The following is a 26,468-nucleotide window of genomic DNA, read 5'->3' as shown; positions in this document are numbered from 1 at the left end:
TATCTACCTAAGATACGGATTTCCACTACGTATTCCCAATAATTTTCCCCTTAATCCTTGCATGTAGGATTTTTATATATTACTTTACGCAATCGTTCGTCAAAAACTCATAACTACAACCCTGATAACAAGCATTATATGCACACAAAAAGAATACACCTGGCAATTTTAGTCTTAACGGGGCTTCTTACTCCGTTTACGGCCGTATTCGCACAGAAATCGTTCAAAGACTGGCCAATGGGGACAGAGCCAGCAGTAATCGGTCTTTTCGTAGCTAATCACTTTGTCGCTTCACCACACAGCAACTTCGGCCAGCCGGAGCCACCTGCCTCTATCACCTATCCTGAAGTATGTACATGGTATGGGGCATTAAAATTAGCCAAAGCTACCGGCAACAGGGAATTGCTGCAAAAGCTGGCGCTACGTTATGACCCGTTCTTTGCACAGTCAGAAAGCCTGGTGCCTAAGCCTGACCATGTAGATCACAGTGTTTTTGGCGCTATCCCGCTGGAGCTGTATCAGCAAACCAGTCAGACCAGGTACCTCACAACAGGAAAAGAATTTGCGGATAAACAATGGGAGCTGCCGGCCAGTCCGCGGGACGGTCAGCAGGAGCTGGCCAATAAAGGTCTTTCCTGGCAGTCGCGCATGTGGATTGACGACATGTACATGATCACTATCCTCCAGGTAGAGGCTTTCCGCGCCACCGGTAACAAAGATTACATCAACCGCGCGGCAAAGGAAATGGTAGTGTACCTTGATGCTATCCAGCAACCCAATGGCCTGTTCTATCATGCTACCGACGCTCCTTTCTTCTGGGGAAGAGGTAACGGCTGGATGGCTGCCGGTATGACTGAACTGCTCAGCGCCCTGCCGGCAGAAAATCCGGACAGAGCAAAGATCATGGATGGCTACAAAAAAATGATGGCAACACTCAAGCAGCTACAGGACAAAAACTATTTGTGGCACCAGCTGCTGGACGATCCTACCGCCTGGGCAGAAACATCCTGCAGCGGGATGTTCGCTTTTGCGCTTATCACAGGGGTGAAGAAAGGATGGCTGGAAGAAAAAGACTATGGTCTTACCGCCCGTAATGCGTGGACTGCGCTCGTTAAATATATCAATGAAAGCGGCGATATAAAAGATGTTTGCGAAGGCACTAATAAGAAAAATGATCAGCAATATTACCTGAACCGCCAGCGTATTACCGGCGATATGCATGGCCAGGCGCCTATACTCTGGGCTGCCGCAGCCTTGCTGGGCAACTAAAAAGAAAAGGGTTCGCCTCCTGCGAACCCTTTTCTTTTGAAGGGAATATTATCTTACTTTTATCCATTCAAGATCTTTTCTGCGATTCTTGTAAGTAACCAGCTTCGTTCTTTCGTCCTGCTTATAAATAACCAGTTTTAAGGGTGCTTCCTTAATATAAAGCTTCTCTCTTGTTTCCAGGTAGAGTTTAGCTCTTGGAAGATGGGCATCCGGGTTGGTGGCCCTGACGAAAAGCTCACCGTATTCCATATTGATAACTATCTGGTTCTCTTTATCGTATTCATACACACCTACATATTTCTGCAACTCATCCTCTGTCAGGTTAAGGTTTTCAGAAGGCTTGCCTATAACGGCCCTGGCTATATCATTTGTCAGCACTTCCCAATCCATATCCTGTTCATAGCAATTGAACATAGTGGCAATAAAAAGATCTTCTTCCGGTACATAAAGCATATCACACTGATACCCGTCTGTAGAGCCACTGCTTTCTATTGTCCAACTATCTTTCAGTGCTTTCAGGTACCATCCGTAACCATATGTGGATGTTGCTCCATCTGCCAGTATATAGGGAGTGAATGCTTTATAAAGCGCATCCTGTTTCAGCAATGTACCTGCATATAAAGCCTGGTGCCACTTAAAGAGATCATCTGCATTGGAAAGCAGTCCGCCGGCGGCATAGAGTGTTGTTACATCTTCCAGCACAGCGTTCTGTAAACGTTTGTTAAAGCGGGAGTATGGGCCTGCCTTATTAGGGACGATCTTTTCGGGGTCAATATAATGTGTATTGGTGAGTGAAGCTTTATCCAGTATCTGTTGCTGAATGTAATCTGCGTAACTCATACCCGTTACCTGTTCTATGATATATCCGAGCAGGCAATAGTTTGAAACACTATAGTTGAACTTTGTTCCCGGCTTAAACTCCAGTGGTTCATCCCTGAAATATTCAACCAGTTCTGCCGGTTTATAGACAGGCTTTTCCTTGGCGGGATTGGAAAACTCATAAAAGCTTCTTATACCCGATGTTTGAGAAAGCAGGTGTTCTATAGTAATAGTATGATCTTTTACAGGGAAGTCTTTGATGTATTGCTGAATGCTGTCCTGCAGATGAATACGCCCCTGTTCAACCAGCTGTAACACAGCTACTGCTGTGAATTGCTGGGTGATAGCGCCAATGCGGAAGAGCATTTCAGGCTGCATGGGTACGTTGAGCAACTGGTTTGTTTTACCAAATGCTTTTCTGTAGATGATCTCCCCACGTTTAGCTATTAATACAACGCTGCCTGGCGCAATGGAAGGCAGCTGATTCTCTACCAGCAGGTCTATCCGGGTTTCCAGTGGTTCTTCTCTTTTTTGTCCATAGGCGGCCGTAAGTGTTATTACGGCTATCAGTAAAGGGAATAAAGGCTTACACATGTTCAAATAAGGATTTCCGATCAAAATCGCATGATAAATATACTTAATTTATTATTTGGGGGTAAAAAAAGCCCCGGAAATTGCCTGAGGCAATTTCCGGGGAAAGAATTTCCGGCCATAGGCCGGTTGATCATTACAAACTATTCCAAAGCCTTTTCACCTTGTATGGTAGCTGCCTCCAGCTGGTGCTGATCAAAAACCACAATTTCATTCTCTCCTTTTTTCAGCCATGGTGCAGGGCAGTACAGGCGTTTCTGCGGACCAATCTCCCAGTAACGTCCCAGGTTATGTCCGTTTACCCATATCATACCTTTTTTAAAGTTGGACAGGTCCAGGTAAGTATCACCGGTACTGGTCAGTGTGAAAGTACCCTTGAAGAACTGCCCCGGCCTTGCTTCACTTTCTTTTTTAGCAGGCAGCTTTTCTATGAAACCGTTCTCCATAGGTAAACCGTAAACGTCCCAGTTCATGAGGGTCATACCGTTCAGTGTAACGCGGTCGGTAATACCTTTACGATCTATCAGGCCCTGTGCAAAGTTGATACGTCCCATACCTTCTACCAGGATTTCCAGTACAGGATTCTTTACATCTGACTTTGGAAGTTCTATGCTGCGTTCTCCCAGCCGGCGGTCTATCTTGCCAACATATTTACCGTTCAGGAATACAGTGGCATAATCATGCAGTTCTGTGATCTCCAGTTTACCGCTTTTATGTCCCACCAGTGTTGTTTTATATACCATGAAACCATAGTCCTGTCCATAGGCTTCAAATGTTTTAGGCTGTATGGAATGTACTGCTGCCGGCAGGTTGCTCCATACGTCGGTAAATGGAGTGAGTTGTATTGCCGGAATGGTAATAGCAGGAATTGCAGCGGGAATAGCAGGCAGTTTCTTTTTGCTGTAGGAACCTATCAGTTCACGCAATGCCATATATTTTTCTGTAGCTGCGCCCTGCTCGTTGATGGGAGCGTCATAGTCGTACGAGGTCAGATCAGGTTCATATCCTTTGCCACCGGAGTTAGCGCCGGCAGTGAAGCCGAAGTTTGTACCGCCATGGATCACATAAAGGTTCAGGGAGCGTTTGGTGTCCAGCAGGAATTTCACTTCTTTGAGGATACCTGCTTTATCAGGACGAGCCCATTTCTCGCCCCAGTGGGTCAGCCAGCCGGGATAAGATTCACTGCTGAACGAAGGTACATCCGGATTCTGCCTGGCCGCAGCGGCAAAATCGGCTTCTGAGCCGCCGGAATCCAGCCCTACAGCTGCTCCGGGTACAACGCCTGCTTCCAGCAGCGGGTCTGCCGGACCGTCTGCCGTATAGAATGGTACATCGATGCCATTCTGTTCCCAGAGCTCTTTTAATTTATAGAGGTATTGTTTGTCGTTTCCGAAGCTGCCATATTCATTTTCCACCTGCACCATGAGGATTGGTCCGTCATTGGAGACCTGCAGCTGTTTTACCTGTTCTGACAGTGCTTTTACGTAACGTTCAGCAGCTGCCATATAACGGGGGTCCATGCAGCGTACTTTAATGTCAGGGATACGCAGCAGATAGGGAGGTAATCCTCCGAATTCCCATTCTGCACAAACATAAGGGCCGGGGCGGAGTAATACCCACATTCCTTCTGCCTGTGCCAGTTTAATAAATTCAGCGATATTCCTGTTCTCAGACGAGAAATCAAATTTTCCTTCTTCCTGCTCATGATAGTTCCAGAATACGTAAGCGGCAATGGTATTGCAACCCATTGCTTTTGCCATCTGGATCCTGTGCTTCCAGTACTCTTTCGGGATACGGGCAGGATGCATCTCTCCGCTGATGATCTGGTAGGGTTTGCCATCCAGCAGAAATTCCTTCTTCCCCAGTGTGAAAGTATGTTTGGATTGGGCCTGTATCGTAGCTGTATAGCCGAACAGTGCCAATGCACTCATTAAGACAATCTTTTTCATTAAACCTGTAACGTTGATTCAGCAGGTAAATTAAGCAATGCAGCGGGGAATGGGAAGGGGTTGACAAGAAAGTACGCTGATGAAGGAAAATAATATCAGAGGGCCAAAGGCCCTCTTTCAGTTCTTATATGAAGGGATATATTCCCCTAAAATATTGGTTACCCAGGTGTTTTCTGCCAGCGTACGGTTTACCATGAATACAGAGGATTTAGCTACTCCCCATTCAAACTCAGAGACGATCACAGCATCTTTGTTATGCCCCTGCTGGAAAGTAGTGCGAAGGCCTTCCAGTCCTTTGCTGACATCTACTTTCAGGTCTCTGGTAATGCTTGCCGGCATCCAGGCATTGCCGGTCTGTTCGTATACATAGAGTACCGCCTGGTCTGCATTGGTGACGTCAAGTATAAGGGCCATATTGGCTTTTATCTCGCCGTCTGTGGTTGTTTCCACGATAAAGTATTTCCCGAAAAGGTCTGGGTAGAAGAGTTTCATGGCATAAAAAAGCTCGCATCTGGCGGCTCTTCTCTGCTCACGGAGAGTGGTTGTGTCTCCGGGACCGGAAAGTAGTCCCTGGAAATATTCTTTTTCTTGATTCCCGGTATGTTGCAACTGGTACTTAATATCGGATACTGTTGATTTTTCCCAATCCAGGCAAGTAGAGTCGTTTACGGATAATGACATTGCCAGGAGGCAGATGTTTAGAAAGCTCATAGGTATCAGGGTTTTAGTATAAAGATAGGGATTCTTGTAATATGTTGGATCACTGGAAGAAAGAGAGTGACAGATCATAATTTCTGTTTTCCGGAATCATGATCTGTTAGATCTCAGGTATTATTTTTTTCCTTCAAGCCGCTGCAAGCGCTTATCCATTGCTTCATTCTCTTTTTTCAGTTCAATGATGTACAATGTCAGCTCTTCTATCTTTTGCAACAATACTTTATTCATTTCTCCAACATCTATCCCATTTTCTTTTACCTCTTTGGCAGAGGGAACTTCCGGCAAATGTTTGTTTGTTTTTACATAGCTCTCCACTTCCTGTAAGGAAGGTAATTTATAAGCAGAGTCAAATACGAAGTCTGCCCATGTAGACGATGTTGTTACTTTTATCCTGCGGGCAGCGACAGATCCTTCAACAGCCAGCCTATGCTCACCAGGGTTGGTAGTGCCGATGCCTATCTTTCCTCCAAAAAAGTTAACGCCAGGATCATTGAAGTAAGCGGTATTCTGGTAGCTCATACCCTGGGGATTAACGTATTCATCAGGAGTTGTTTTAAACGTAAGAACCGGACCGTTTACTTCCTGATACGTAACCGGGTTGGCAACACCATCATATACAACAGGATTAACTGCATAATCAGATTTATAATAATAGGGAGTACTACCACGCAACCAGATCATTATCTGATGACCACCATTACCCGCAGTTATATCTCTCCAACCTCCTACCAGGGCAATATTCGGGTTACCGAATTTCTGACGGATATCTGCATCAATGAAGTTGGACCCATGTCCCCAGGCAGTTACGTGATACCTGAACTTTGCAATGATAGTTCCCCACCAATCGTTAGGGTTCTTGTGAATAATAGAACGGCCTATTTCCAGTTCGGAGGCGATGTTATTATCCCATCCACCATCATAAAATATAACCGGATAAAATTTCGTTCCATCACCCTGTACTGTGAATGTACCTGTAACCTGGGCAAAAGTTGACTGGCTGGCGCAAAGAGCTAACAAAATGATAGCATAGCTTAAAAATCTCTTCATAGTATGTACATGTTACTTAAAATCCAAAAGAAGTCGTTAAAAGGTATATCCCATTCTCAGTTTAAGAGCGTTTGTAGCCGGGACATTCCGTCCCGCAAGGAAGTCGTACAGCAACATAATGTTTCCTTTCATTTTACCACTGATCTTATACTTCTTGCTGATACCCAGCAAGGCACTCCCCTGCCAGCCGCTCCAGTTCTTCAGATCACTGGCCTGTGCAAAGGCAGACATATAGTTCTGTTCAAAACCTCCGTTGGCATAAAAGGTCCCTTTCAGTTTCCAATCCATAAATGAACGAACTCCTACTCCCCTATGACTGAACGCAATATGGTCCCAACCGGTACCCATGCCCAGCTTATAGGCAATGCCTATACCTATACTGCCATTCTTATGGAATTTGTAAGCTACCTGTCCTGCAATATCTGTTGTGGTAGGATAATAACGGCTGGATTTCTGGAACTGTATGTTACCCCCGAATTCCAGCCTTTGCAGGAAGCTTTTGGTTTTCATTTCATTGGGTTTGAAGTCGGGCATATCTCCTGCATTATCCAGGTCGGGGAATTTACTTTTCAGTTCATTGAACTGAGAACGCGCCTGCTCCATCTGCTGACTTACCGCCTGCTGTGCCGCAGGATTATTTCCCAGGCGCTGCTGTACCAGCTGTTCTACCTGTGAACGGGTCTGTAATCCCTCCAGGCTCTGTGCACTGCTGCTGCCAGCCAGGTTAAACAAGCTTGCCAGCTGGGAGTTCTTTTTGATAAAATCATTATAGGCAGGGACTTTTTTCAGCATCTCCATTGCTTTTGCCTCTGCCTTCTTTTTATCTTTCAGGACTGCTTTATATTCATTTATCTGCTGACCGTAGTAATAAGCTTCCTTATTGTATTTCTGCAGGTCTTTTGTGAAACCTGTATATTGGGATAACTGCTGTTTCAGCTCCTGTTTATGTTCACGGATATAAGCCTTGATCTGGTCTGCCTGCTGTAGTTTCCCCTGCAGGTCCTGCACGCTTTGTGAAGCCCGTCCCAGCTTATCTTTCGATACCCCTAGTTTGCTATCGGCACCATTCAGGAATTTCAGTGAGTTCTGCAGGGTATCCAGGTAAGCGCCACCAGCGCCACTGCCTAAAGGTAATTTACCCATCACTTTATTTTTCAGCCCTGCTTTCAGACTTCCCATACTATCAATGGAGCGGGTGAAAATATTCTTTGCTGCTACGGAATCTACCTTCCATAATCTGGCCTTCATCTTCTTCTCCTGACGGATCATGCGATCAAGGGCCTTTGCAGAGCGCCTGTTCACCTGCTCTTCTACACGTTGTGATTTATTAGTGACCTGCGACAGATATTTATCCGGCACCTGTACTGTTTTCTGCACAGTGCTGTCCCCATTAAAACAGGTTGCTAAAGACACACACGGTGTCATCAAAAATAAAAAGCCAATAATGTAATGGTACATATAGGGTTGATTACAATGCAAAAAAACTATACTGTTTCTGAATTATAGCCGGAACAAGGTAGGTATAGAAACGTTTACAATGATAGGGCTATAAGCTTTTCTCGTACATCTGCTTACGTTATCGCAAAAGTATAAATCATTTGGCCGCCGCTTGATAACACAATCGTGCTATATATCAGTCATTAATGCTTAAAAAAATGCTTTTGCCAGCTGGCAAAAGCATTTTTTAAGAGGAGGGCCCGGCCAGAGGCCGGATAAAAGAAGTTCAGCAAAAGGATTACAGATTTCCCTTTTTCAATTCGCTTACTGCATGATCACAAGCTCTTGCTGTCAGCGCCATATAAGTGATAGACGGGTTCTGGCAGGCAGAGGAAGCCATACATGCTCCGTCTGTAACGAATACATTCTTTGCAGCATGTACCTGGTTCCAGCCGTTCAGTACCGATGTTTTAGGATCGCGTCCCATGCGGGCTGTACCCATTTCATGGATACAGTGGCCCGGAGGCGGCATTCCATCGTATGTCTGTACATTCTTCAGTCCGCCGGCTTCCAGTATTTCTTTCGCACTTTCCGCCATATCCTTACGCATAGCCAGTTCATTTTCTTTGAATGAGCAATCTATATCCAGGGTTGGCAGTCCATACTTGTCTTTTTTATTCTTATTCAGTGTCACCTTGTTTTCGTAATAAGGCAGGTGCTCTCCCCAGGAGCCAATTCCCATGCTCCATTTGCCTGGTACAGAGAGCGCATCTTTAAGCCCGGCGCCTATACCTTCATATGGTAATCCACGGTCACGGTCTGCTCCACCCTGGTAACCGAAACCACGTACATAATCTTTACGTTTAGTGGCTTCACTGATGTTACGGAAACGGGGAATGTAAATCCCGTTGGGCCGGCGGCCGCTGCTGTAATACTGGTCTTCAAACCCTTCAAACTCTCCCCAGGCGCCTACACCGTAGTGGTGGTCCATCAGGTTATGCCCAACCTGTTCACTATCGTTACCAAAGCCGTTAGGGAAACGGTTGGATACGGAATTCAACAGTATGTGCGCGGTACCTAACGTAGAGGCGTTCAGGAAAATGATATTAGCATAATAATCAACAGTCTGGTTGGTATGTGCATCCAGGATGCGTACCCCGCTGGCTTTACCTTTCTGTTCATCATACAGGACTTCCAGTACAATGGAATCAGGACGCAGAGTGAGGTTGCCTGTTTTAGCTGCTGCCGGCAATGTTACTCCATTACTGCTGAAATACCCGGTGAAAGGGCATCCTCTGGCGCAGAGATTACGGAACTGGCAGGGCCCTCTGTCATTATGTTTTTCGGTGACATGCGCCGCCCGGCCGATAGTTATAATGCGATCGTTAAAGCGTTCTTTTATCCTGGCGGCAACATGCTTTTCCACGCAGTTCATTTCCATTGCTTTCAGGAACTTACCGTCCGGTAGCTGTGGTAGTCCTTCCGCCTGTCCGCTGATGCCAATATATGTTTCCACATAATCATACCAGGGAGCAATGTCTTTATAACGTATTGGCCAGTCTGTACCGAATCCGTCTTTAGCATTGGCTTCAAAGTCGATATCGCTCCAGCGGTATACCTGCCGGCCCCACATCAGGGAACGGCCTCCTACCTGGTATCCTCTGAGCCAGTTAAAGGGCTTCACCTGGTTGTAGGGGTTTTCCTTATCGTTTACCCAGAATTGCTGGGTAGCTTCGTCAAATGCGTAGCACTGACTCTGAATGGGATAGTCTTCCCGGACTTCCAGCGTATTCCGTAAACGGTGTGGAAACTCCCAGGGAGCAAGCATTGCGGTGGTGTAGTCTTTTATATGTTCTACATTCCTGCCGCGTTCAAGCACCAATGTTTTAAGGCCTTTCTCACACAGCTCTTTCGCTGCCCATCCTCCACTTATGCCCGATCCTACAACAATAGCGTCGTAGGTATTTTCTTTTTCTGCTCTGATGTTGAGATGCATAGGATCTGCTTAAAATGAAAAATGACGAATGATGGGGCTGCGAATAAAAAATATCCTGACAGCTTTCATCATCCGTCATTTTGTTATGGAAGAGAATCAGATATTTCCTTTTTTCAGTTCTTTTACGGCATAGTCTGCTGCCCTGGCGGTCATGGCCATATAGGTCAGAGACGGGTTCACACAGGCGGCTGAAGTCATGGACGCGCCATCTGTAACAAACACGTTCTTCACTGAATGTACCTGGTTCCAGCCATTGAGGATAGATGTTTTAGGGTCACGGCCCATACGTGCGGTACCCATTTCATGGATAGCCATACCCGGATAAGAACCGCCATCATAAGTGTGTACATCTTTCAGACCTGCTGCTTCCAGCATTTCGGCAGCATCGTTCATCATATCCTTACGCATCTTCATTTCGTTCTCCTTGAACTCTGCATCGAACTTCAGGATTGGTTGTCCCCAGGCGTCTTTCACGGAATTATCCAGTGTTACCTTGTTATCTTCATAAGGCAGACATTCTCCGAAGCCTCCCAGTCCCATTGACCAGGTACCTGGTTCTGACAGCATATCTTTAAAGTCTTTACCAACACCCATTTCTGCGATACCGCGGGACCATCCGCTTCTGCTTGCGCCCCCCTGGTAACCGAAACCACGCAGGTAATCGCGCTTATCACCGCCAATGTTGCGGTAACGGGGAATATAGATACCGTTGGCACGGCGACCGAAGAAATATTTGTCATCAAAGCCTTCCATACGACCGGAAGCACCTGTACGGAAGTGGTGGTCCATCAGGTATTTACCCAGTACGCCGCTGTCATTGCCCAGACCGTTAGGGAAACGGCTGGAGGTGGAGTTCATCAGCACGAAGGTGGTACCCAGGGTAGAGCCGTTCACGAAGATGATCTTCGCGTAGTATTCTACCATCTGCTTGGTATGCTTATCGATTACGCGAACGCCGGTGGCTTTGCTTTGTTTTTCATCATAGATGATGGAGTTCACGATGCTGTCAGGTCTGAGGGTCAGGTTGCCGGTAGCTACTGCTGCGGGCAGTGTGGATGACTGGGTGCTGAAATATGCACCGAAGGGACATCCGCGGCTGCACAGGTTGCGGTACTGGCAGTTGGTACGGCCAGGCAGCGGCTGGGTAATGTTGGCAACACGGCCCATCGTGATCCTGCGTTCCTTGAATTGCGCTTCTACGCGTTTCTTCACTTCTTTCTCCACGCAGTTCATTTCCATGGCCGGCATGAAATGTCCGTCCGGCAGCTGAGGCAGACCTTCTGCCTGTCCGCTGATACCGGCAAATTTCTCAACATAATCATACCATGGCGCCAGGTCCTTATAACGGATAGGCCAGTCAACAGCAATCCCGTCTTTCAGGTTGGCTTCAAAGTCTATATCGCTCAAACGGTAAGACTGGCGGCCCCACATGATGGATTTACCACCCACAATGTCCGGACGGTACCAGTCAAAGCGTTTTACTTCATTATATGGGCTCTGGGAATCGTTGATCCAGAATTTCTCGTTATGTTCACTATATGGATAGTCACGGCTCAGTTTAGGGTGGGTTTCACGCTGATCTACCGTGATCCTGCCGCGATGAGGGAATTCCCATGGGTCTTTTGTTGCGGTATCGTAATCCTTAACGTGTTCCAGTGGTTTACCCCTGTCCAGCATTAATACTTTCAGTCCCTTTTCTGTGAGCTCCTTTGCTGCCCATCCGCCGCTTACACCAGAGCCTATAACGATTGCATCGTAGGTATTCTGGTCCTGCGCTTTGATATTCAAATTCATGGAATTTTGATTTAATTGATACACACTAATACTTCCTTCATAACGGGGGCATTATACAGCCCATGCTTTTTCCCCCTTTGTATAAGGGATACAGCCTTCAAACTTGCCCGGAACAGGTACATAGCGAAGCGCCTTGGTAGCACCTGGTTCGGAAGTGAAATAACCTGTGAGGGTCAGTTCTTTCAGGATCTGGAAGTAATGTGCAGGATCTCCTTCCTTTTTGTTCTCCCGTTTATTGTAGTCCACTCTTTCCTTATCTACAGCGGTAAGCAGTTCTGTTTTCTGTTCTGCTGTCAGGTCAACGAATGGTTTTTTGTACTGTTTATCACTTGCTTCGTTAAGCTTCTTGAGCCCGTCCAGTACAAGCTGCTGATCTTCCGGTTTATAGCAGTCGTTCAGCATCAACACAATAAACTCGTCCACTTTGGCAGCTTTTGCGCCGGGAGTGGTTGTTTCCGGAATGATGGTCTCCGCAATTTCGGCCAGGATCTTCTTCGTTTCGGGCGCCTTCAGGGCATAGTTGTCAGGGCCCTTTGGGTTACAGCCTTCCAGGGCTGATAACGTGGACGCGGAAATGGCGGTGCCGAGCAAAATGGCAACGTTCCGGATGGCATCTCTTCTGTTCATAATAGTAAATTGATTTGACCTTTAGCCCAAGTTTCGAAAAAAAATTGACTTTTCATAAAAAAAATAATTAAATGGAAGAAAAAGAAGGAGCAAAGGGGAAAAATGTGAAAGGGCGTTTCGCAATAAACGAAACGCCCTTTCTATCCATTTTGTTGAGATTGATCAGAGAATGTATTTGCCTTTGCTGTCTACAGTTACTACAGGGAGCTTATGATTCTTTTCGAAATATTCATAAGCGCCTTTCAGATCAGCCCATAGGCTCTGGGAGGAGCTGTCAGCATTCGGGAAGTTGTTGAGATACTCCATAGAGCGGAAGTTGCCGAATTTTACCGGGAATACATGTACGGGAATAAAGTCCTGTCCTGCATTCTTAGCGTTTACCGCCAGGATATATACTTCTTCAATAAACTCGTCTGTCAGCGGAATACAACCTATGGTCAGGCAACTGCCATGAATATAGATTTCACCTCCGGGCTTTTTGGCATCGCTGAGTATCTTATCGGCAAAGTTGGGATAATTGATTCCCAATGATAAATGATAGTTGCTGTTGGGATTGAAGTCGTTAATGTAATAGAATCCTTCCGGTACCTGTCTGTCCCCCTCTTTACGTTTAGGCCCCATTTTTCCGGAAAGCGTGCATACACGGTAGGATTTAAACAGGCGGAAAGTGTCGGTGACACTGTTCTTTACCCAGATCTCCAGTTCACTGTCCAGCTTAAAGGAACGCAGGAAAATATATTTTGCCGGGTAGGTTAATCCTTTCTTTTCAAATTCTTTCTTCAGTTGTTCCTCTTTTTCACGGTAGGCAACGCCTACCTTTGGAAACATCTTCTGATTATCCAGGAACGATTGCTGAGGCTGAGCATGCAAACTGCCTACTCCCACCAGCATGAGTATGGCTAAAACGACCTGCTTCATAGATATTTTAACACAATTTTACAATTTCACATTACTGTTAAGCCGCTCTTACGGGAACACTTTGCGAAGGTTGCGCATTAAATGTTGTATAAGCAAGGAAGAACAGTAATAGTGCAAAAATAATATATATAACCATACCAACCTTCCTGTTTGCGAACCTTAAAATATAATGACGATGGCCCTGGTAGATCAATATAGCTGTTATGCACTGAAATATCCCGCCTAATGCAAATAAAACGCCCAACAATGTTTGTACTCTCATAGAAAACGAACTCTTATGCAAATTATTTTAAATTCCTGAAGAATTGCATACCCTTAAAGTGGGAGAAAATAAAAAAAACGGCTTTAGCCAGTAGCTAAAGCCGTTTTAATGATATGTTAAAATATAGCGAGTGAGAGGTTTTTACAGGTTGCCTCGCAGCGCCTGCTCTCTTTCAATGGATTCAAACAGTGCTCTGAAATTACCTTTACCAAAAGACTTAGCGCCTTTACGCTGAATGATCTCAAAGAAAACTGTAGGTCTGTCCTGCACCGGTTTAGTGAAGATCTGTAACAGATAGCCTTCATCATCCCTATCTACCAGGATACCCAGTTCCTTTAAAGGCAGAAGGTCTTCATCAATATGTCCTACCCTGTCCAGCAGAGTATCATAATAAGAACCCGGTACTTTCAGGAACTCTACTCCCCTGTTCTGCAGGTCTGTTACGGTCTGTATAATATTGTTGGTAGCAATGGCCACGTGCTGTACACCAGGACCACCATAAAAATCAAGGTATTCTTCGATCTGGGATTTCTTTTTGCCTTCAGCCGGCTCATTGATCGGGAATTTCACCCGGCCGTTTCCATTGCTCATCACTTTACTCATCAGGGCAGAATACTCAGTTGAAATGTCTTTATCATCAAAAGACAGCAGGTTGCGGAACCCCATCACATCTTCGTAGAATTTTACCCATGTGTTCATTTCATTCCAACCCACATTACCTACGCAGTGATCTACATACAGCAGGCCGGTTTCTGAAGGATTGTAAGTGGTTTTCCATTCCTTATATCCAGGCAGGAAAGGGCCATTGTAGTTCTTTCTCTCCACGAACAGGTGCACAGTATCACCGTACACATGAATACCGCTGCGTACTACAGTACCGAACTCGTCTTTCTCTTCTACCGGCTCCATATATGGTTTGGCGCCTCTTTTAACGGTCTCTTCAAAAGCGGAGCGGGCGTCATCTACCCAGAGGGCCAGTACTTTTACACCGTCTCCATGGGCCTGGATATGACGGGCCACGTCACTATTGCCATTTAAGGGAGTAGTTAATACAAAACGGAGTTTGTTCTGCACCAGTACATAGGAAGCGCGATCTTTCACACCGGTTTCAGGACCTGCATAGGCGAGCGACTGAAAACCAAAAGCGGTTTTGTAATAGTGGGCAGCCTGTTTGGCATTGCCTACATAGAATTCTACATAATCAGTACCATTTAATGGTAGAAAGTCCTGCGCATTGGCAGTAGCGGCCAACCCGGCAGCATCTGTAATAGTATGCATAATAATGGAGGATTTTAGAAAGTTTTGGTGTATGAGATTGGTTTATGACAATTGATTAATACGCACGTATTGAGGTAATGGCAGGTAAATCCACTGGATCCGGACGTAAAAAGATATAAATATGGGAAGAGAATACGCCCGAAGGCAATATCATACCTGCGCCTAAGCCCGGGCAGCATCCATGGCCAGCGTAGCCATCAGGAAATAGTATTTACTGTGGCGCTGATCAGATTTTATATGATATGTATGCAGAAGATGCATGAAATAGTTACTAATGCAATATTAGGATTTAGGGTTGCAATAAACAAATTTAAATTGCTCAGGAAACCGGCCCTGCCTTCGGCAGGGCCGGTTTCCTGAGAGGTTATTTCTTAATAAACTCTCCAAAATACTTTATAAACTCAGCATTGCTGTAATCTGCAGCTCCCTCATGACGAAAAGCGATCTGCCCTTTTTTATTCAGGATCACGGTAGTAGGAATAGACCTTTCCAGCAACTCTCCCGGTATCCGGCTGGTAGCCACATACAGCGGCAGTGAATACTTATGCTTCTGCATGAAAGCTTTCGCTTTTTTATAATTGCCATCAGTATCTACCGTGAGGAATATAACATTCTTATCATTCCTGTACTTCTCATATAAAGTATTCAGGGAAGGCATTTCCGCCCTGCAGGGCGGGCACCATGTAGCCCAGAAATTCAGGAACACCACTTTCCCTTTTAAAGAAGACAGCAATATCTCTTTTCCAGATCCGTCATCAAAAGAAACATCTGCAGCCAATGGTGCCGATTCCGTTGTTTTGGGAAGTGAAGGTCTGAAAAATCCTATTTTCATTAACCCCTGCATCATGGTAGCTTTCACGGAGGGATTGACAAACATCAGTATAACCAGAAGCAGGAGCAACCCGGAAAAAATATTTGAAAAAAAGGACTTCAGTTTCATGAGCCAAAGATAACGCTGAATAGTAAGTTTATACTAATTCGACTTTATATAACCTGTCATTAATAAACTTAATCTCTTCTGCACTCAGTTTTACATTGATTGCCCTTGCATTCTGTATGGCCTGTTCTGCATTACGGGCACCTACCAGCGCTACGGTAATACCCGGACGGTCTATAGTCCAGCGGATCACCAGCTGAGCCAGGGAAACGCTTTTACTTTCAGCCATCGGCCGGATCTCATCCAGGAAAGCATTGATGCGTTTCAGGTTTTCTGGCTGGTAGAATTTAGTAGCAGGCCGATGATCGCCCTCTCCAAATTTATGTCCCGGCGCTATCTTACCTGTCAGTATACCTCTCTGTAAAGGGCTGTAAGCCAGGATACCTTTTTTATTAGCTACAGTATAAGGCACCAGCTCTTCTTCTATAGCCCTTTCCACCATACTGAAAGGCACCTGGTTGGATGCCAGTTTTACAACGCTGTCAGCTTCCTTCATCAGGGACACATTATAATTACAAACGCCCACCTCACGTACCTTACCTTGTTCTTTCAGGCGTAATACCGCTTCAAAAGTTTCATCAACAGGTGTAGTTACATCCGGCCAGTGGATCTGGTAAAGGTCAATATAATCTGTACCCAGGCGTTTCAGGCTGTTCTCACATTCCAGGATCACACTCTCTTTTCCGGAGTATTTATAGATATCTATGTCCTTACCATCATTATCCTTGCTTTTAAACGCCAGCGTACCTTTGGCAAGGTCCCAGCGCATACCGAATTTGGTGAGGACCTGTACCTTACTACGGTCAATTCCTTTCAGTGCTTCGCCGGTGATCTCTTCGCTCAGCCCCTGTCCGTAGATAGGAGCAGTATCTATTGATGTAACACCTTCTTCTACTGAGGCACGGATCGCCGCAACAGCATCCTTACGCTCACTGCCGCCCCACATCCAGCCTCCGATAGCCCATGCGCCGAAAGTGATGGCTGAAACCTTCAGTTCACTTTCACCTAATTGCCTGTACTCCATAATTATTTGCTTTTATGTTATAATTCGTACTAATGTAGAGAATTATTACTTTTCAGCAAACCGGCCAGGTCTCCCTGGATACTACAAATTTAGATAGTCCGTGCCCGGTCGAAAAGTGAATGGAAAAAGTCATATCAGACATTGTCCAGCTGTGTCTTATTTATCTCAATGAGCTGCCCATACTCCATTTTCATAAGCTTATCTCCCAGGTGGAAATACCTGTCGTCATGTGTGATGGCAATAATTGTTTTATCTTCTTCCCGGGAGATCATAGGAAGGATCTCTTTATAGAATTTTCTTCTGAAGTGGGGGTCCTGGTCAGCCGCCCATTCATCCAGCACAATGATAGGCCTGTTCTCCAGCAATGCATTGATCAGGGCCAGGCGCTTACGTTGACCAGTAGAAAGGTCTATGGTTGAGAAACGGCCATTCCGTATGAGCACTTTCTCGTCCAGTTCAAATATCCTGATATAGCGTGCGGCTTTCTCCAGGTTTACATCTTTAATGCCATAGAAATTATCAAAGAGAAAGAAATCACTGAAGACGGGAGAAAACATGGATTTCAAACAATCCATTTCATCCTGAGGGACCTGCTGACCATCAACATATACCTTACCATCCTCTATATCATACAGCTTAAGAATAGTATTGATAAATGTTGTTTTGCCGGCACCGTTGCCACCGTGTATAAATACTATCTCATTCCTGTTAATGTTCATATTGACTGGTCCTACAGAGAATTTCTCTTCACCGAAAGAGAATGAGTAATCCTTTATTTCCAGGCTCCTGAAACCGTGATATTTTTCCGTACCGGCCATTTCGGTATCATATCCTTCTGTAGAGCTGCGGAGCGCTGTACGGAGCTCAGACATTTTCTTCAACGATACCGTGGCCCTGTTCATGGCCGGCATAATGGTCATGACGCTTACAATGGGCCCCATCAGGTATAGCAGGACAAATACAAAGTTGACAATAGTACCCAATGGAATATGAAAAATATTCCCGGAATAAATAAGAATGAATGTGATCAGGGAATAAAACAGCATCTCAGAGATCAGCTCACTGTTCAGGTATTTCAGGAATGCTTTAGTATTGGTCTTTTCTCCACGGTCCATAATATCCGACAGGTATCCTTCATAGATATCCGTACCTTTCTTCGGATTTACACTGATCTCTTTGGCGCCACCCAGAATGGTATTGAAGCCGTTAATAAAATTACGCTCCAGTTCTCTCACCACTTTAAACTGTTCATTGCTTTTCCTTGACCGGAGCAGGTATAATGCAATACCAGCTACAATTACACAACAACTAATACCAAATAATATGAGTGACAGGAAAGCCATATAGATCAGGCAGGAAATGATCAGGATAATAGCGGAGAAAAATGTGATCACCATAAAAGAAGCATTGGTTACATTGGCCACATCTGCGGTGAGTGTAGAATAGACCTCTCCTTTATATTCCTGCAGCTTTCTGTAAGGCGCTTTTAATACCAGATTTATGACATCCCGCCTTATTCCCCAGTAAATGTTCTGGGAAAGATAGATGATACCAGCCGACAGCCACCTGCGGGTTATAAAAAAGATAATAGTAGCTCCTATAAAAATGGCCAGGTAAAAATTCAGTTGACGGGAAATATCAGTGCTGATAGACATGCTGATCACTTTGTTGACTGTTGAAATAAAGGCAAAGCCTGACAGCCCTGAAATAACAGCCAGTACAGTATATCCCACCATGAGCCTGACAGGGACCATACGCGTATTTTTGCCTTTAAAGGCATTATTTTTCATTGTGATAGTTTTTTGGGAGATTGGGTAATTCTTTCCGGGCAGTTCCAACTGCTACCGGCAAAATGCAATAAGAACAATCGTGTTCCGGGTTTATGCTGCATTACTGTCTTTTTTATTAACAAACATTATTAAACCTAATGAGGGTCGGGTCAAACTTTATGTCTTATGAATTTCCATCAGGACCTCTGCTCAATATACATGCTTTTAACCATATTCTTAATAAAATACTTATGCCTTCCTGCGGCAGGTACACAATAGGAATTGAACAACAGAAACTAAATAAGAAGACAATTTTTAAGCTTTGATAAAGTGTTTTTTAAACAGAAATTTATTTCATAACAATTCCGTAAAAGACGAACCCTGAAAGTACGTGTTTCACGCAGCTTTCAGGGTTATATATTATACGGCTATTATTCGGCCCAGCTCATCACATACCCTTCATCTTCTATACCCAGCGCATCTTCGGTGATCTGCAAAGGGTGAAAAGTATCTACCATTACGGCAAGCTCTTTTGTTTCCTTTGCACCAATACTTTTTTCTACAGCGCCGGGATGAGGGCCGTGCGGAATGCCTCCGGGATGCAGTGTGATCATCCCCCTTGTAACATGTTTACGACTCATGAAATCACCATCAACATAATAGAGTACTTCATCACTGTCAATGTTACTATGATTATATGGAGCAGGAATTGATTCCGGGTGATAATCGAACAGTCTTGGACAGAAAGAGCATACTACAAAATTATGTCCTTCAAATGTCTGGTGCACCGGAGGCGGTTGATGCACCCTGCCTGTAATGGGTTCAAAGTCATGAATGGAAAAAGCAAAAGGATACTCGCATCCATCCCATCCAACCACATCGAAAGGATGATGAGCATAGTGTATCGGATACATAACGCCTTTCTTTTTGATACGGATGAGAAAATCTCCCGCTTCATCAATTGTTTCCAGGTTTTGTGGCTGCCTGATATCTCTTTCACAATAAGGCGCATGTTCCAGTAACTGTCCGTACTGGCTGAGATAGCGTTTCGGATAACGGATAGGGCTAAAGGACTCTACGATGAACAGGCGATTCTCAGTACCCGTGAATTTGATCTGGTAGATGGTACCACGGGGCACCAGCAGGTAATCCCCATAACCGAAGGGCAGCTGACCATATTGTGTATGCAGTACGCCGGAACCTTCATGAATAAAGATCAACTCATCTGCATCCGCATTTTTATAGAAGTAGTCTGTCATGCTTTGACTGGGCGCAGCCAGCACAATATGACAATCACTGTTAACCAGCACCGGTTTACGGCTTTTCAGGAAATCATTTACCGGCTGGATATTGAAACCCTGGAAACTACGGTGCTTCAACATCTTTTCTTCCGCTATCCGCGGTGCAACACTATAAGGTTTATCTACTTTCAGTATCTCTGTAGGCGGATGACAGTGGTAAAGTAAAGTAGAATTGGAAGAAAAGCCTTCTGTAGAAAAGAGCTGTTCTGAATACAATGAACCATCCGGTTTACGGAATTGCGTATGACGTTTGTGGGGGATATTTCCCAGTTTATGATAATGAGGCATAATGTAGGATTTTATCAGGCCGGGGAGATTATTCGCAAACCTGAACTTGTATGACAATTCAATGACAATACTTCTGTAAAGGAATTATTTCTACCGGCTGACTATACCTTCCACCAGGAAACAATACTTCCACCGGCGTTTGTCTATATGGTACGTGAAATTGCGGAAATAAGGCATGGATAACGTGGTTACAAACAAATATAAGGGAATTCGGGGTGATTTGACCTGCAGCCTGTTGAAAAAGCTTAAATTCAACTACTTGTCCACTGTCTCTTTTTACCCGGAAATTATCACAATTTTCCCTGTCTTATTTTAAATAATTTCAAAACTTTGACAATTCATTTGCTAATTCAAAAGTAATTCCCGACTTTTGTTTGCGAAAAGTAAATTAACAATAGTGCTAACATTTGCTACATACTTCACTTCTGTATCCCGCACCATCCCCGGTGCAGGCATCAGCACTATTACAATTACATCTATTACAACCCCACTGCGGGGTTAATTTTCACATATCATCCAACGACCACAAAAGTGGTAACCACCGGTAAAAGGAAAGGACCAGGATTATTACGTATTAACATCAAAGACATGCAAGTATTAAAATTTGGCGGTACTTCCATGGGAAGCGCCCAGGCAATAGATCAGGTTTGTAATATCATACAACATAAAAAACCCCAGGGTCGTTTTATCATCGTTGCCTCTGCCATGAGCGGCATTACCGATAAGCTGATCCAATGCGGACAGCTGGCCGGACAAGGACAGGAACAATATAAAGACGTTTTACAGGAAATTGAGAACAAACACCTGGAAACCATCCGTACCTTATTCCCTATTACAGCTCAAAGTGGCCTCATAAGCCAGGTAAAGAAAAGACTGAATACCCTGGATACTCTCTGCGACGGCATCTTCCAGGTAGGGGAATTAAGTAGCAGGTCGCTGGATAAGATCATGAGCTTCGGAGAACTGGTATCTTCCTATCTCCTGGCAGAAAAACTAAGATCAAACGGATTGAATGCCGTTTGGAAAGACAGCCGCGAGCTCATTGTGACTGATAATGTCTTCGGCAACGCTGCCGTGAACTTCATTGCCACCAATCACCAGGCTAACCAGTATTTTCAGCAGGAAACAGCCGATTACTTCGTATTACCAGGCTTTGTGGCCGCCACTTCAGAAGGAGAAACCACTACCCTGGGCCGCGGAGGTTCCGATTATACCGCCGCTATCGTAGCCGCAGCCGTAAATGCTGAAGTACTGGATATATGGACTGACGTAAGCGGTATGATGACCGCCGATCCAAGACTGGTATCGCAGGCCATTCCCATTGCACATATCAGCTATGAGGAAGCAATGGAACTTTCCCACTTCGGGGCCAAAGTGATCTACCCCCCAACCATACAACCGGTCATGAACAAACGTATTCCTATCTGGATCAAAAATACCTTTGCACCGGACGATTATGGAACCTTAATACATACACAGGACGGAAATAACCGCAGCTACCCCGTTACCGGTATCAGTGGCATTCAGAAAATAGCCCTGCTTACCCTTGAAGGTAGCGGCATGGTGGGTATCCCGGGTTTTTCCAAACGCCTGTTCGAAGCCCTGCTCCTGGAAAAGATCAACGTCATCCTGATCACCCAAAGCTCTTCAGAACACTCAATCACTGTAGGTATACATGAAGCAGATATGCTGAAAGCCAAAACCGCAGTAGATAGCGAATTCTCACAGGAGATCCTGGAGAAACGCATAGAACCGCTCTCCGTAGAAAGAGATATGGCTATTGTGGCAGTAGTAGGCGATAAGATGAAGAACCACCACGGCACCAGCGGTAAAGTGTTTGCCGCACTGGGACGCAACGCGGTGAACATCCGCGCTATAGCACAGGGTTCTACAGAAAAGAACATCTCTGTGGTGATCAATAAAAATGATGTAAAGAAAGCGCTCAACGTTATACATGAAGCCTTCTTTGAAACGCCATTGAAACAGGTGAACGTATTCATTGCCGGCGTGGGTAATGTAGGCGGAAAACTGATAGAACAGCTGAACCAGCAGCACAGCTACCTGATGAATGAGCTGGGACTGCATATACGTGTGGCAGGTATTGCCAACAGCCGCAAAATGGCCTTCGGACATGAATCCATTAACCTGCCGGAATGGAAAGTATTACTGGAAAACGGAGAGGCTACAGACATGAAAGCCTTCGTTCAGAAAATAAAATCACTCAACCTTCGTAACAGCGTATTTGTTGATAATACAGCAAGTGCAGAAGTCGCAGCTGTCTACGGAGAATTCCTGCAGCATGGTATTTCCGTGGTAACCTGTAACAAGATTGCCTGCTCTTCAGATTATAGTTACTATAAGAGCCTGAAGGACCTGGCCAGGAAGTTCAATGCTTCCTTCCTCTTTGAAACGAATGTAGGCGCAGGCTTACCAGTGATCAACACACTGAATGACCTGATCCGCAGTGGTGACAAAGTGAACAGCATAGAAGCAGTACTGAGCGGCAGCCTGAACTTCGTGTTCAACAACTTCGTAAATGGCGCGAGCTTCCGTGAAGTGGTAAAAGCAGCACAGGACGAAGGTTATACAGAGCCGGATCCACGAATAGATCTGAGTGGTGTGGACGTAATGCGCAAGATCCTGATCCTGGCCCGTGAAAGCGGCGTCGTAATGGAGCTGGATGATATTACCAACCATTCATTCCTCCCCGCTGAAGCGCTGAATGCTCCATCTGTGGATGCTTTCTATGAACAGCTGGACGTACATGCCGATCATTTCCTGCAACTTCGCAAACAGGCCGATGCCGAAGGCAAACGCCTGAAGTTCGTCGCAAAGTATGAGAATGGCAAAGCTTCCGTTGGCCTGCAATCCATCGCTCCTGACCATCCTTTCTTCAATCTGCTGGGGAAAGACAACATCGTTCTTTATACCACCAACCGTTATTCACAGCAACCGCTTATCGTCAAAGGCGCCGGTGCGGGAGCAGATGTAACGGCATCAGGTATATTTGCCGATATCATCAGGTCTGCGAGATAATTGAATTGTAGTAAAACATTTTAAAACTGAACTCCCGATGGGAAATGACTGTATAAAAGTATTCGCCCCGGCTACCGTTGCCAACGTAGCCTGCGGTTTTGATGTAATAGGGCTGGCTATGGATGCTCCCGGCGATGAGTTCATCATGCGCCTCAGCGATAAACCAGGAGTGACTATCACCGCTGTACACGGCGCCAACCTGTCTACAGATCCTGCACAGAACGTATGCGGCGTAGCCATACAGGCACTGCTGCAGAAGTTAGGTCAGCCGGAAGCAGGTATTGAGCTTGAGCTTTTCAAGAATATCCCTCCCGGCAGCGGTATTGGTTCCAGTGCCGCCAGCTCTGCCGGAGCAGTAGCAGGTGCCAACCACCTGCTGGGCAATCCCTTTACACAGAAACAACTGGTACGTTTCGCCATGGAAGGTGAAAGGCTGGCCAGTGGCGCTGCACATGCAGACAACGTAGCTCCTGCCATCATGGGAGGCTTTACCCTGGTAAGAAGCTATAAACCACTGGATATAACAGCGCTGCATACACCGTCTGAGCTCTGGGTAACTGTGATCCATCCGCAGATAGAAGTAAAAACCTCCGATGCCCGCGAGATACTGAAACAGAAAGTACTGATGACAGACGCTATCCGCCAGTGGGGCAACGTAGGCGCCCTCGTAGCAGGTCTTTACCAGGAAAACTATGAACTGATCAGCCGCGCATTGGAAGATGTGATCGTTGAACCGGTACGCGCTATCCTCATCCCTGCGTTTTATGAACTGAAAGTAAAATGCAAGGAAGCAGGAGCATTGGGCGGAGGTATCTCCGGTTCCGGCCCTTCCGTATTTATGCTGAGCAGAGGCGAAGAGAATGCCCGCAAGGTAGCAGCCATGATGGACACCGTGTATGCACCACTGGGAGTGGATTATAAAATACACGTATCTCAAATAAACACGCAGGGAGTGAAAATAACAAAAGCCTAAAGACTAATGAAATACTTCAGTTTACAGAATAAAGAGCATGTAGTTTCGTTCGAAGATGCAGTTGTACAGGGATTAGCACCGGATAAAGGACTCTACTTTCCTGAACGCATCCCGGCTTTTGATCAGCACTTTTTAGATGCTATTGAAAAACAGAATGACCTGGACATCGCCTACACCGCAATACAACCTTTTGTAGGTAATGAGATACCCGAAGCTGAACTGCGCCGCATTATTGCGGACACACTGAGCTTCCCCTTCCCGGTAGAGAAAGTAGCAGGTAATATCTATTCTCTTGAGCTCTTCCATGGCCCCACACTGGCCTTCAAAGACGTAGGCGCACGCTTCATGGCAGGCTGCCTGGGTTATTTCCGCAGGAATGATACCCGCCCGGTAACAGTGCTGGTAGCCACTTCCGGCGATACCGGCGGCGCTGTGGCACATGGCTTTTATAATGTGCCCGGAGTAAGGGTGGTGATCCTCTACCCTTCCGGTAAAGTAAGCACTTTACAGGAAAAACAACTGACCACCCTGAACGGTAACATCACCGCGCTGGAAATAGCAGGTACTTTTGACGATTGTCAACGGATGGTGAAAACCGCCTTCCTGGATGCAGAACTGCAGGCCCATTGCCTGCTCACCAGCGCCAACTCCATCAACGTAGCCCGCTGGCTGCCACAGATGTTTTACTACCTGCTGGCATATAAACAACTGAAAGCAACTCATCCGGATGTAGTGTTCTCCGTACCAAGCGGTAATTTCGGGAATATCTGCGCCGGTATGATGGCTGCCGCTATGGGCCTGCCCATAGCGCATTTCATAGCCAGCACCAACGTAAATGATACCGTGCCAAGGTTCATGCAATCAGGCAAATATGAGCCTCATCAGGCGCTGCCTACACTTTCCAATGCAATGGACGTAGCCGATCCCAGTAACTTTGTAAGGATACTGCAGCTGTTTGCCAATAGCCTGCCTGCCTTACAGCAGAAACTGACCTCCTATAGCTTCAATGATAAAGAGACTGCTGCTACAATGGAAAAAGTATGGCAGGAACATGGATATATGCTGGACCCTCACGGAGCAGTAGGCTACCTCGGCTTACAACAATATCTGCAGCAATCACAGCAGACCGGTGTTGCAGGCGTATTCCTGGAAACAGCTCACCCGGTAAAATTTGCAGATACCGCACCCGCTTCACTTCAGGATAAGATAGTTACACCTGACAGGGTAAAGTCCCTCTACAACCTGGAAAAAAAGGCAGTACAGCTGCCTGACGATTATAACGCACTGAAAAGCTGGCTGACTGCCAACTGATCCGGCATGCAATAATGAACATCATAAAATGGCTGACCCAAAAGGTCAGCCATTTTATATAATATTGCCTTATGAAATACCTGATCCTCATTTTATCATTACCTGTCCTTTTCTCCTGCCAGTCCGATCCTACAAAGCAACAGGACACCAAAGGAGCAGATTCATCCCTGTATACCGAAATGGTATTGCCCTTAACAGATTCTATCAGGCAGTTCCCCAATAACGAGGGACTATACTTCCGCCGGGCGCTGATGCTCTTTAATACAGATCCCGCCCTCGCACAAAAAGATTTTGAAAAAGCCGCACAACTAAAACCCGCTGTGACAGACTTCTGGGCCGGCGCTGGAGAAGCTGCGCTGATACTGGAAAGATATCCGCAGGCAATAGCTCATTTTCAGAAAGCGCTGGAAATTGCGCCAGGATATCCTTACCTCCAATACAGGCTGGCGGCAGCTATGATAGATAATAAACAATATACTTCTGCAGATAGCCTGGCAACAGTACTGGCCGCATCCGCAGGTACACGCGATAAAGCCTTCTACCTGAAAGCCCGTATTGCGGAAGATAATAAAGATACCAGCCAGGCCATTCAGCATCTGACCACTGCTATCGCCGCCGGTGGCATGCAGAGCGATTATGACGCCGTTATGGAACTGGGAGATCTCCTGCAAAGTAGACGCTCAGCAGAAGCTATCACCTATTACAAACTGGCAGCAAAGCTGGATTCCGTCAATGCCGATCCGCTGCTGGCCATGGCAGAAAGCTATATACTGGCAGGTAAACAAGCTGATGCTATTGTCGCCTATAAGAACAGCATCCTTGCCGATCCCGATAATGAGAGCGCTTACATGGCGCTTGGCAGGATCAATTTCAAACAACAGCAATGGCAGGAAGCCTTCAGGTATTTTAATATGGCTGCTAAAGTATCTCCGGCCAATGCAGAAGCATATTATTACCGCGCACAATGCCACGAGAAACTGGGACGTAAAGATGAAGCATTTGACGATTATGTAAAGGCAATGAGTTTCCGCAAAGATTATCCTGAGGCAAAGGCTGCATTGGATAAGCTGAAGAAATGATTTTTTGAGCAGTTTTTCGCGTTTAAACTTATATTTATACCCTTTA

Annotated in this window: 19 protein-coding genes; 5 read left to right on the top strand and 14 right to left on the bottom strand. The window is 45.6% G+C overall.

Annotation, left to right across the window (positions count from 1 at the left end):
* Positions 1-138: 138 nt before the first annotated feature.
* Positions 139-1,269, top strand: coding sequence for a glycoside hydrolase family 88/105 protein (locus GO493_RS10520; RefSeq protein ID WP_157306106.1), 1,131 nt, complete (start codon positions 139-141; stop codon positions 1,267-1,269).
* Between the two features lie 48 nt (positions 1,270-1,317).
* On the opposite strand, the gene GO493_RS10515 is transcribed toward GO493_RS10520, so the two are convergent.
* The 14 genes from GO493_RS10515 to GO493_RS10450 form a co-directional block, all read right to left on the bottom strand.
* Positions 1,318-2,682 carry a serine hydrolase domain-containing protein gene (locus tag GO493_RS10515; RefSeq protein ID WP_157306105.1) on the bottom strand — a complete coding sequence of 455 codons (1,365 nt, stop codon included), beginning with the start codon at positions 2,680-2,682 and terminating at the stop codon, positions 1,318-1,320.
* A gap of 140 nt (positions 2,683-2,822) precedes the next feature.
* The gene (locus tag GO493_RS10510; protein WP_198315674.1) at positions 2,823-4,610 is read right to left on the bottom strand and encodes a glycoside hydrolase family 35 protein; all 1,788 of its coding nucleotides are present in this window, start codon (positions 4,608-4,610) and stop codon (positions 2,823-2,825) included.
* A 135-nt stretch (positions 4,611-4,745) separates the two neighbouring features.
* On the bottom strand, positions 4,746-5,339 hold the full coding sequence (locus GO493_RS10505; RefSeq protein ID WP_157306103.1) for a hypothetical protein: 594 nt from the start codon (positions 5,337-5,339) through the stop codon (positions 4,746-4,748).
* A gap of 120 nt (positions 5,340-5,459) precedes the next feature.
* Complete coding sequence (locus tag GO493_RS10500; RefSeq protein WP_157306102.1) at positions 5,460-6,392, bottom strand: hypothetical protein; 933 nt, start codon at positions 6,390-6,392, stop codon at positions 5,460-5,462.
* A 36-nt stretch (positions 6,393-6,428) separates the two neighbouring features.
* Complete coding sequence (locus tag GO493_RS10495; RefSeq protein WP_317165417.1) at positions 6,429-7,769, bottom strand: hypothetical protein; 1,341 nt, start codon at positions 7,767-7,769, stop codon at positions 6,429-6,431.
* 358 nt (positions 7,770-8,127) lie between these two features.
* Positions 8,128-9,825 carry a GMC oxidoreductase gene (locus GO493_RS10490; protein WP_157306100.1) on the bottom strand — a complete coding sequence of 566 codons (1,698 nt, stop codon included), beginning with the start codon at positions 9,823-9,825 and terminating at the stop codon, positions 8,128-8,130.
* Positions 9,826-9,921: 96 nt separating this feature from the next.
* Complete coding sequence (locus GO493_RS10485; protein WP_157306099.1) at positions 9,922-11,619, bottom strand: GMC oxidoreductase; 1,698 nt, start codon at positions 11,617-11,619, stop codon at positions 9,922-9,924.
* Between the two features lie 51 nt (positions 11,620-11,670).
* Positions 11,671-12,246 carry a gluconate 2-dehydrogenase subunit 3 family protein gene (locus GO493_RS10480; RefSeq protein WP_157306098.1) on the bottom strand — a complete coding sequence of 192 codons (576 nt, stop codon included), beginning with the start codon at positions 12,244-12,246 and terminating at the stop codon, positions 11,671-11,673.
* Between the two features lie 162 nt (positions 12,247-12,408).
* Positions 12,409-13,164, bottom strand: coding sequence for a L,D-transpeptidase family protein (locus GO493_RS10475; protein ID WP_157306097.1), 756 nt, complete (start codon positions 13,162-13,164; stop codon positions 12,409-12,411).
* A gap of 403 nt (positions 13,165-13,567) precedes the next feature.
* Positions 13,568-14,704: a 4-hydroxyphenylpyruvate dioxygenase gene (gene hppD, locus GO493_RS10470; RefSeq protein ID WP_157306096.1), complete on the bottom strand. Its 1,137-nt coding sequence runs from the start codon at positions 14,702-14,704 to the stop codon at positions 13,568-13,570.
* A 364-nt stretch (positions 14,705-15,068) separates the two neighbouring features.
* The gene (locus GO493_RS10465; protein ID WP_157306095.1) at positions 15,069-15,644 is read right to left on the bottom strand and encodes a TlpA family protein disulfide reductase; all 576 of its coding nucleotides are present in this window, start codon (positions 15,642-15,644) and stop codon (positions 15,069-15,071) included.
* Between the two features lie 28 nt (positions 15,645-15,672).
* Positions 15,673-16,665 carry an aldo/keto reductase gene (locus tag GO493_RS10460; RefSeq protein WP_157306094.1) on the bottom strand — a complete coding sequence of 331 codons (993 nt, stop codon included), beginning with the start codon at positions 16,663-16,665 and terminating at the stop codon, positions 15,673-15,675.
* Positions 16,666-16,799: 134 nt separating this feature from the next.
* Positions 16,800-18,455, bottom strand: a complete 1,656-nt coding sequence (locus GO493_RS10455; protein ID WP_157306093.1) for a cyclic peptide export ABC transporter — start codon at positions 18,453-18,455, stop codon at positions 16,800-16,802.
* Positions 18,456-18,865: 410 nt separating this feature from the next.
* Positions 18,866-20,023 carry a homogentisate 1,2-dioxygenase gene (locus GO493_RS10450; protein ID WP_157306092.1) on the bottom strand — a complete coding sequence of 386 codons (1,158 nt, stop codon included), beginning with the start codon at positions 20,021-20,023 and terminating at the stop codon, positions 18,866-18,868.
* Between the two features lie 588 nt (positions 20,024-20,611).
* Between GO493_RS10450 and thrA the strand changes: the two genes are divergently transcribed.
* The 4 genes from thrA to GO493_RS10430 all read left to right on the top strand — a co-directional run bounded on the left by thrA (position 20,612) and on the right by GO493_RS10430 (position 26,422).
* Positions 20,612-23,059, top strand: coding sequence for a bifunctional aspartate kinase/homoserine dehydrogenase I (thrA, locus tag GO493_RS10445; protein WP_157306091.1), 2,448 nt, complete (start codon positions 20,612-20,614; stop codon positions 23,057-23,059).
* Between the two features lie 37 nt (positions 23,060-23,096).
* Positions 23,097-24,032: a homoserine kinase gene (locus GO493_RS10440; protein ID WP_157306090.1), complete on the top strand. Its 936-nt coding sequence runs from the start codon at positions 23,097-23,099 to the stop codon at positions 24,030-24,032.
* 6 nt (positions 24,033-24,038) lie between these two features.
* Positions 24,039-25,343, top strand: coding sequence for a threonine synthase (thrC, locus tag GO493_RS10435; protein WP_157306089.1), 1,305 nt, complete (start codon positions 24,039-24,041; stop codon positions 25,341-25,343).
* A gap of 71 nt (positions 25,344-25,414) precedes the next feature.
* Positions 25,415-26,422, top strand: a complete 1,008-nt coding sequence (locus GO493_RS10430) for a tetratricopeptide repeat protein (RefSeq protein ID WP_157306088.1) — start codon at positions 25,415-25,417, stop codon at positions 26,420-26,422.
* Positions 26,423-26,468: the final 46 nt, after the last annotated feature.

The organism is Chitinophaga tropicalis, from assembly GCF_009758205.1.
Taxonomy (GTDB): domain Bacteria; phylum Bacteroidota; class Bacteroidia; order Chitinophagales; family Chitinophagaceae; genus Chitinophaga; species Chitinophaga tropicalis.
Note: the sequence above shows the minus strand (reverse complement) of the source record. Positions and strands in the feature narration are given on the sequence as shown.

Bases quoted from the DNA above. Each gene is read 5' to 3' on its own strand.
- GO493_RS10500 (WP_157306102.1), bottom strand. From the start codon at position 6,392: ATGAAGAGATTTTTAAGCTATGCTATCATTTTGTTAGCTCTTTGCGCC.
- GO493_RS10520 (WP_157306106.1), top strand. From the start codon at position 139: ATGCACACAAAAAGAATACACCTGGCAATTTTAGTCTTAACGGGGCTT.
- GO493_RS10450 (WP_157306092.1), bottom strand. From the start codon at position 20,023: ATGCCTCATTATCATAAACTGGGAAATATCCCCCACAAACGTCATACG.
- GO493_RS10440 (WP_157306090.1), top strand. From the start codon at position 23,097: ATGGGAAATGACTGTATAAAAGTATTCGCCCCGGCTACCGTTGCCAAC.
- GO493_RS10510 (WP_198315674.1), bottom strand. From the start codon at position 4,610: ATGAGTGCATTGGCACTGTTCGGCTATACAGCTACGATACAGGCCCAA.
- GO493_RS10485 (WP_157306099.1), bottom strand. From the start codon at position 11,619: ATGAATTTGAATATCAAAGCGCAGGACCAGAATACCTACGATGCAATC.
- GO493_RS10460 (WP_157306094.1), bottom strand. From the start codon at position 16,665: ATGGAGTACAGGCAATTAGGTGAAAGTGAACTGAAGGTTTCAGCCATC.
- GO493_RS10430 (WP_157306088.1), top strand. From the start codon at position 25,415: ATGAAATACCTGATCCTCATTTTATCATTACCTGTCCTTTTCTCCTGC.
- GO493_RS10475 (WP_157306097.1), bottom strand. From the start codon at position 13,164: ATGAAGCAGGTCGTTTTAGCCATACTCATGCTGGTGGGAGTAGGCAGT.
- GO493_RS10505 (WP_157306103.1), bottom strand. From the start codon at position 5,339: ATGAGCTTTCTAAACATCTGCCTCCTGGCAATGTCATTATCCGTAAAC.
- hppD (WP_157306096.1), bottom strand. From the start codon at position 14,704: ATGCATACTATTACAGATGCTGCCGGGTTGGCCGCTACTGCCAATGCG.
- GO493_RS10515 (WP_157306105.1), bottom strand. From the start codon at position 2,682: ATGTGTAAGCCTTTATTCCCTTTACTGATAGCCGTAATAACACTTACG.
- GO493_RS10480 (WP_157306098.1), bottom strand. From the start codon at position 12,246: ATGAACAGAAGAGATGCCATCCGGAACGTTGCCATTTTGCTCGGCACC.
- GO493_RS10465 (WP_157306095.1), bottom strand. From the start codon at position 15,644: ATGAAACTGAAGTCCTTTTTTTCAAATATTTTTTCCGGGTTGCTCCTG.
- thrA (WP_157306091.1), top strand. From the start codon at position 20,612: ATGCAAGTATTAAAATTTGGCGGTACTTCCATGGGAAGCGCCCAGGCA.
- GO493_RS10490 (WP_157306100.1), bottom strand. From the start codon at position 9,825: ATGCATCTCAACATCAGAGCAGAAAAAGAAAATACCTACGACGCTATT.
- GO493_RS10455 (WP_157306093.1), bottom strand. From the start codon at position 18,455: ATGAAAAATAATGCCTTTAAAGGCAAAAATACGCGTATGGTCCCTGTC.
- thrC (WP_157306089.1), top strand. From the start codon at position 24,039: ATGAAATACTTCAGTTTACAGAATAAAGAGCATGTAGTTTCGTTCGAA.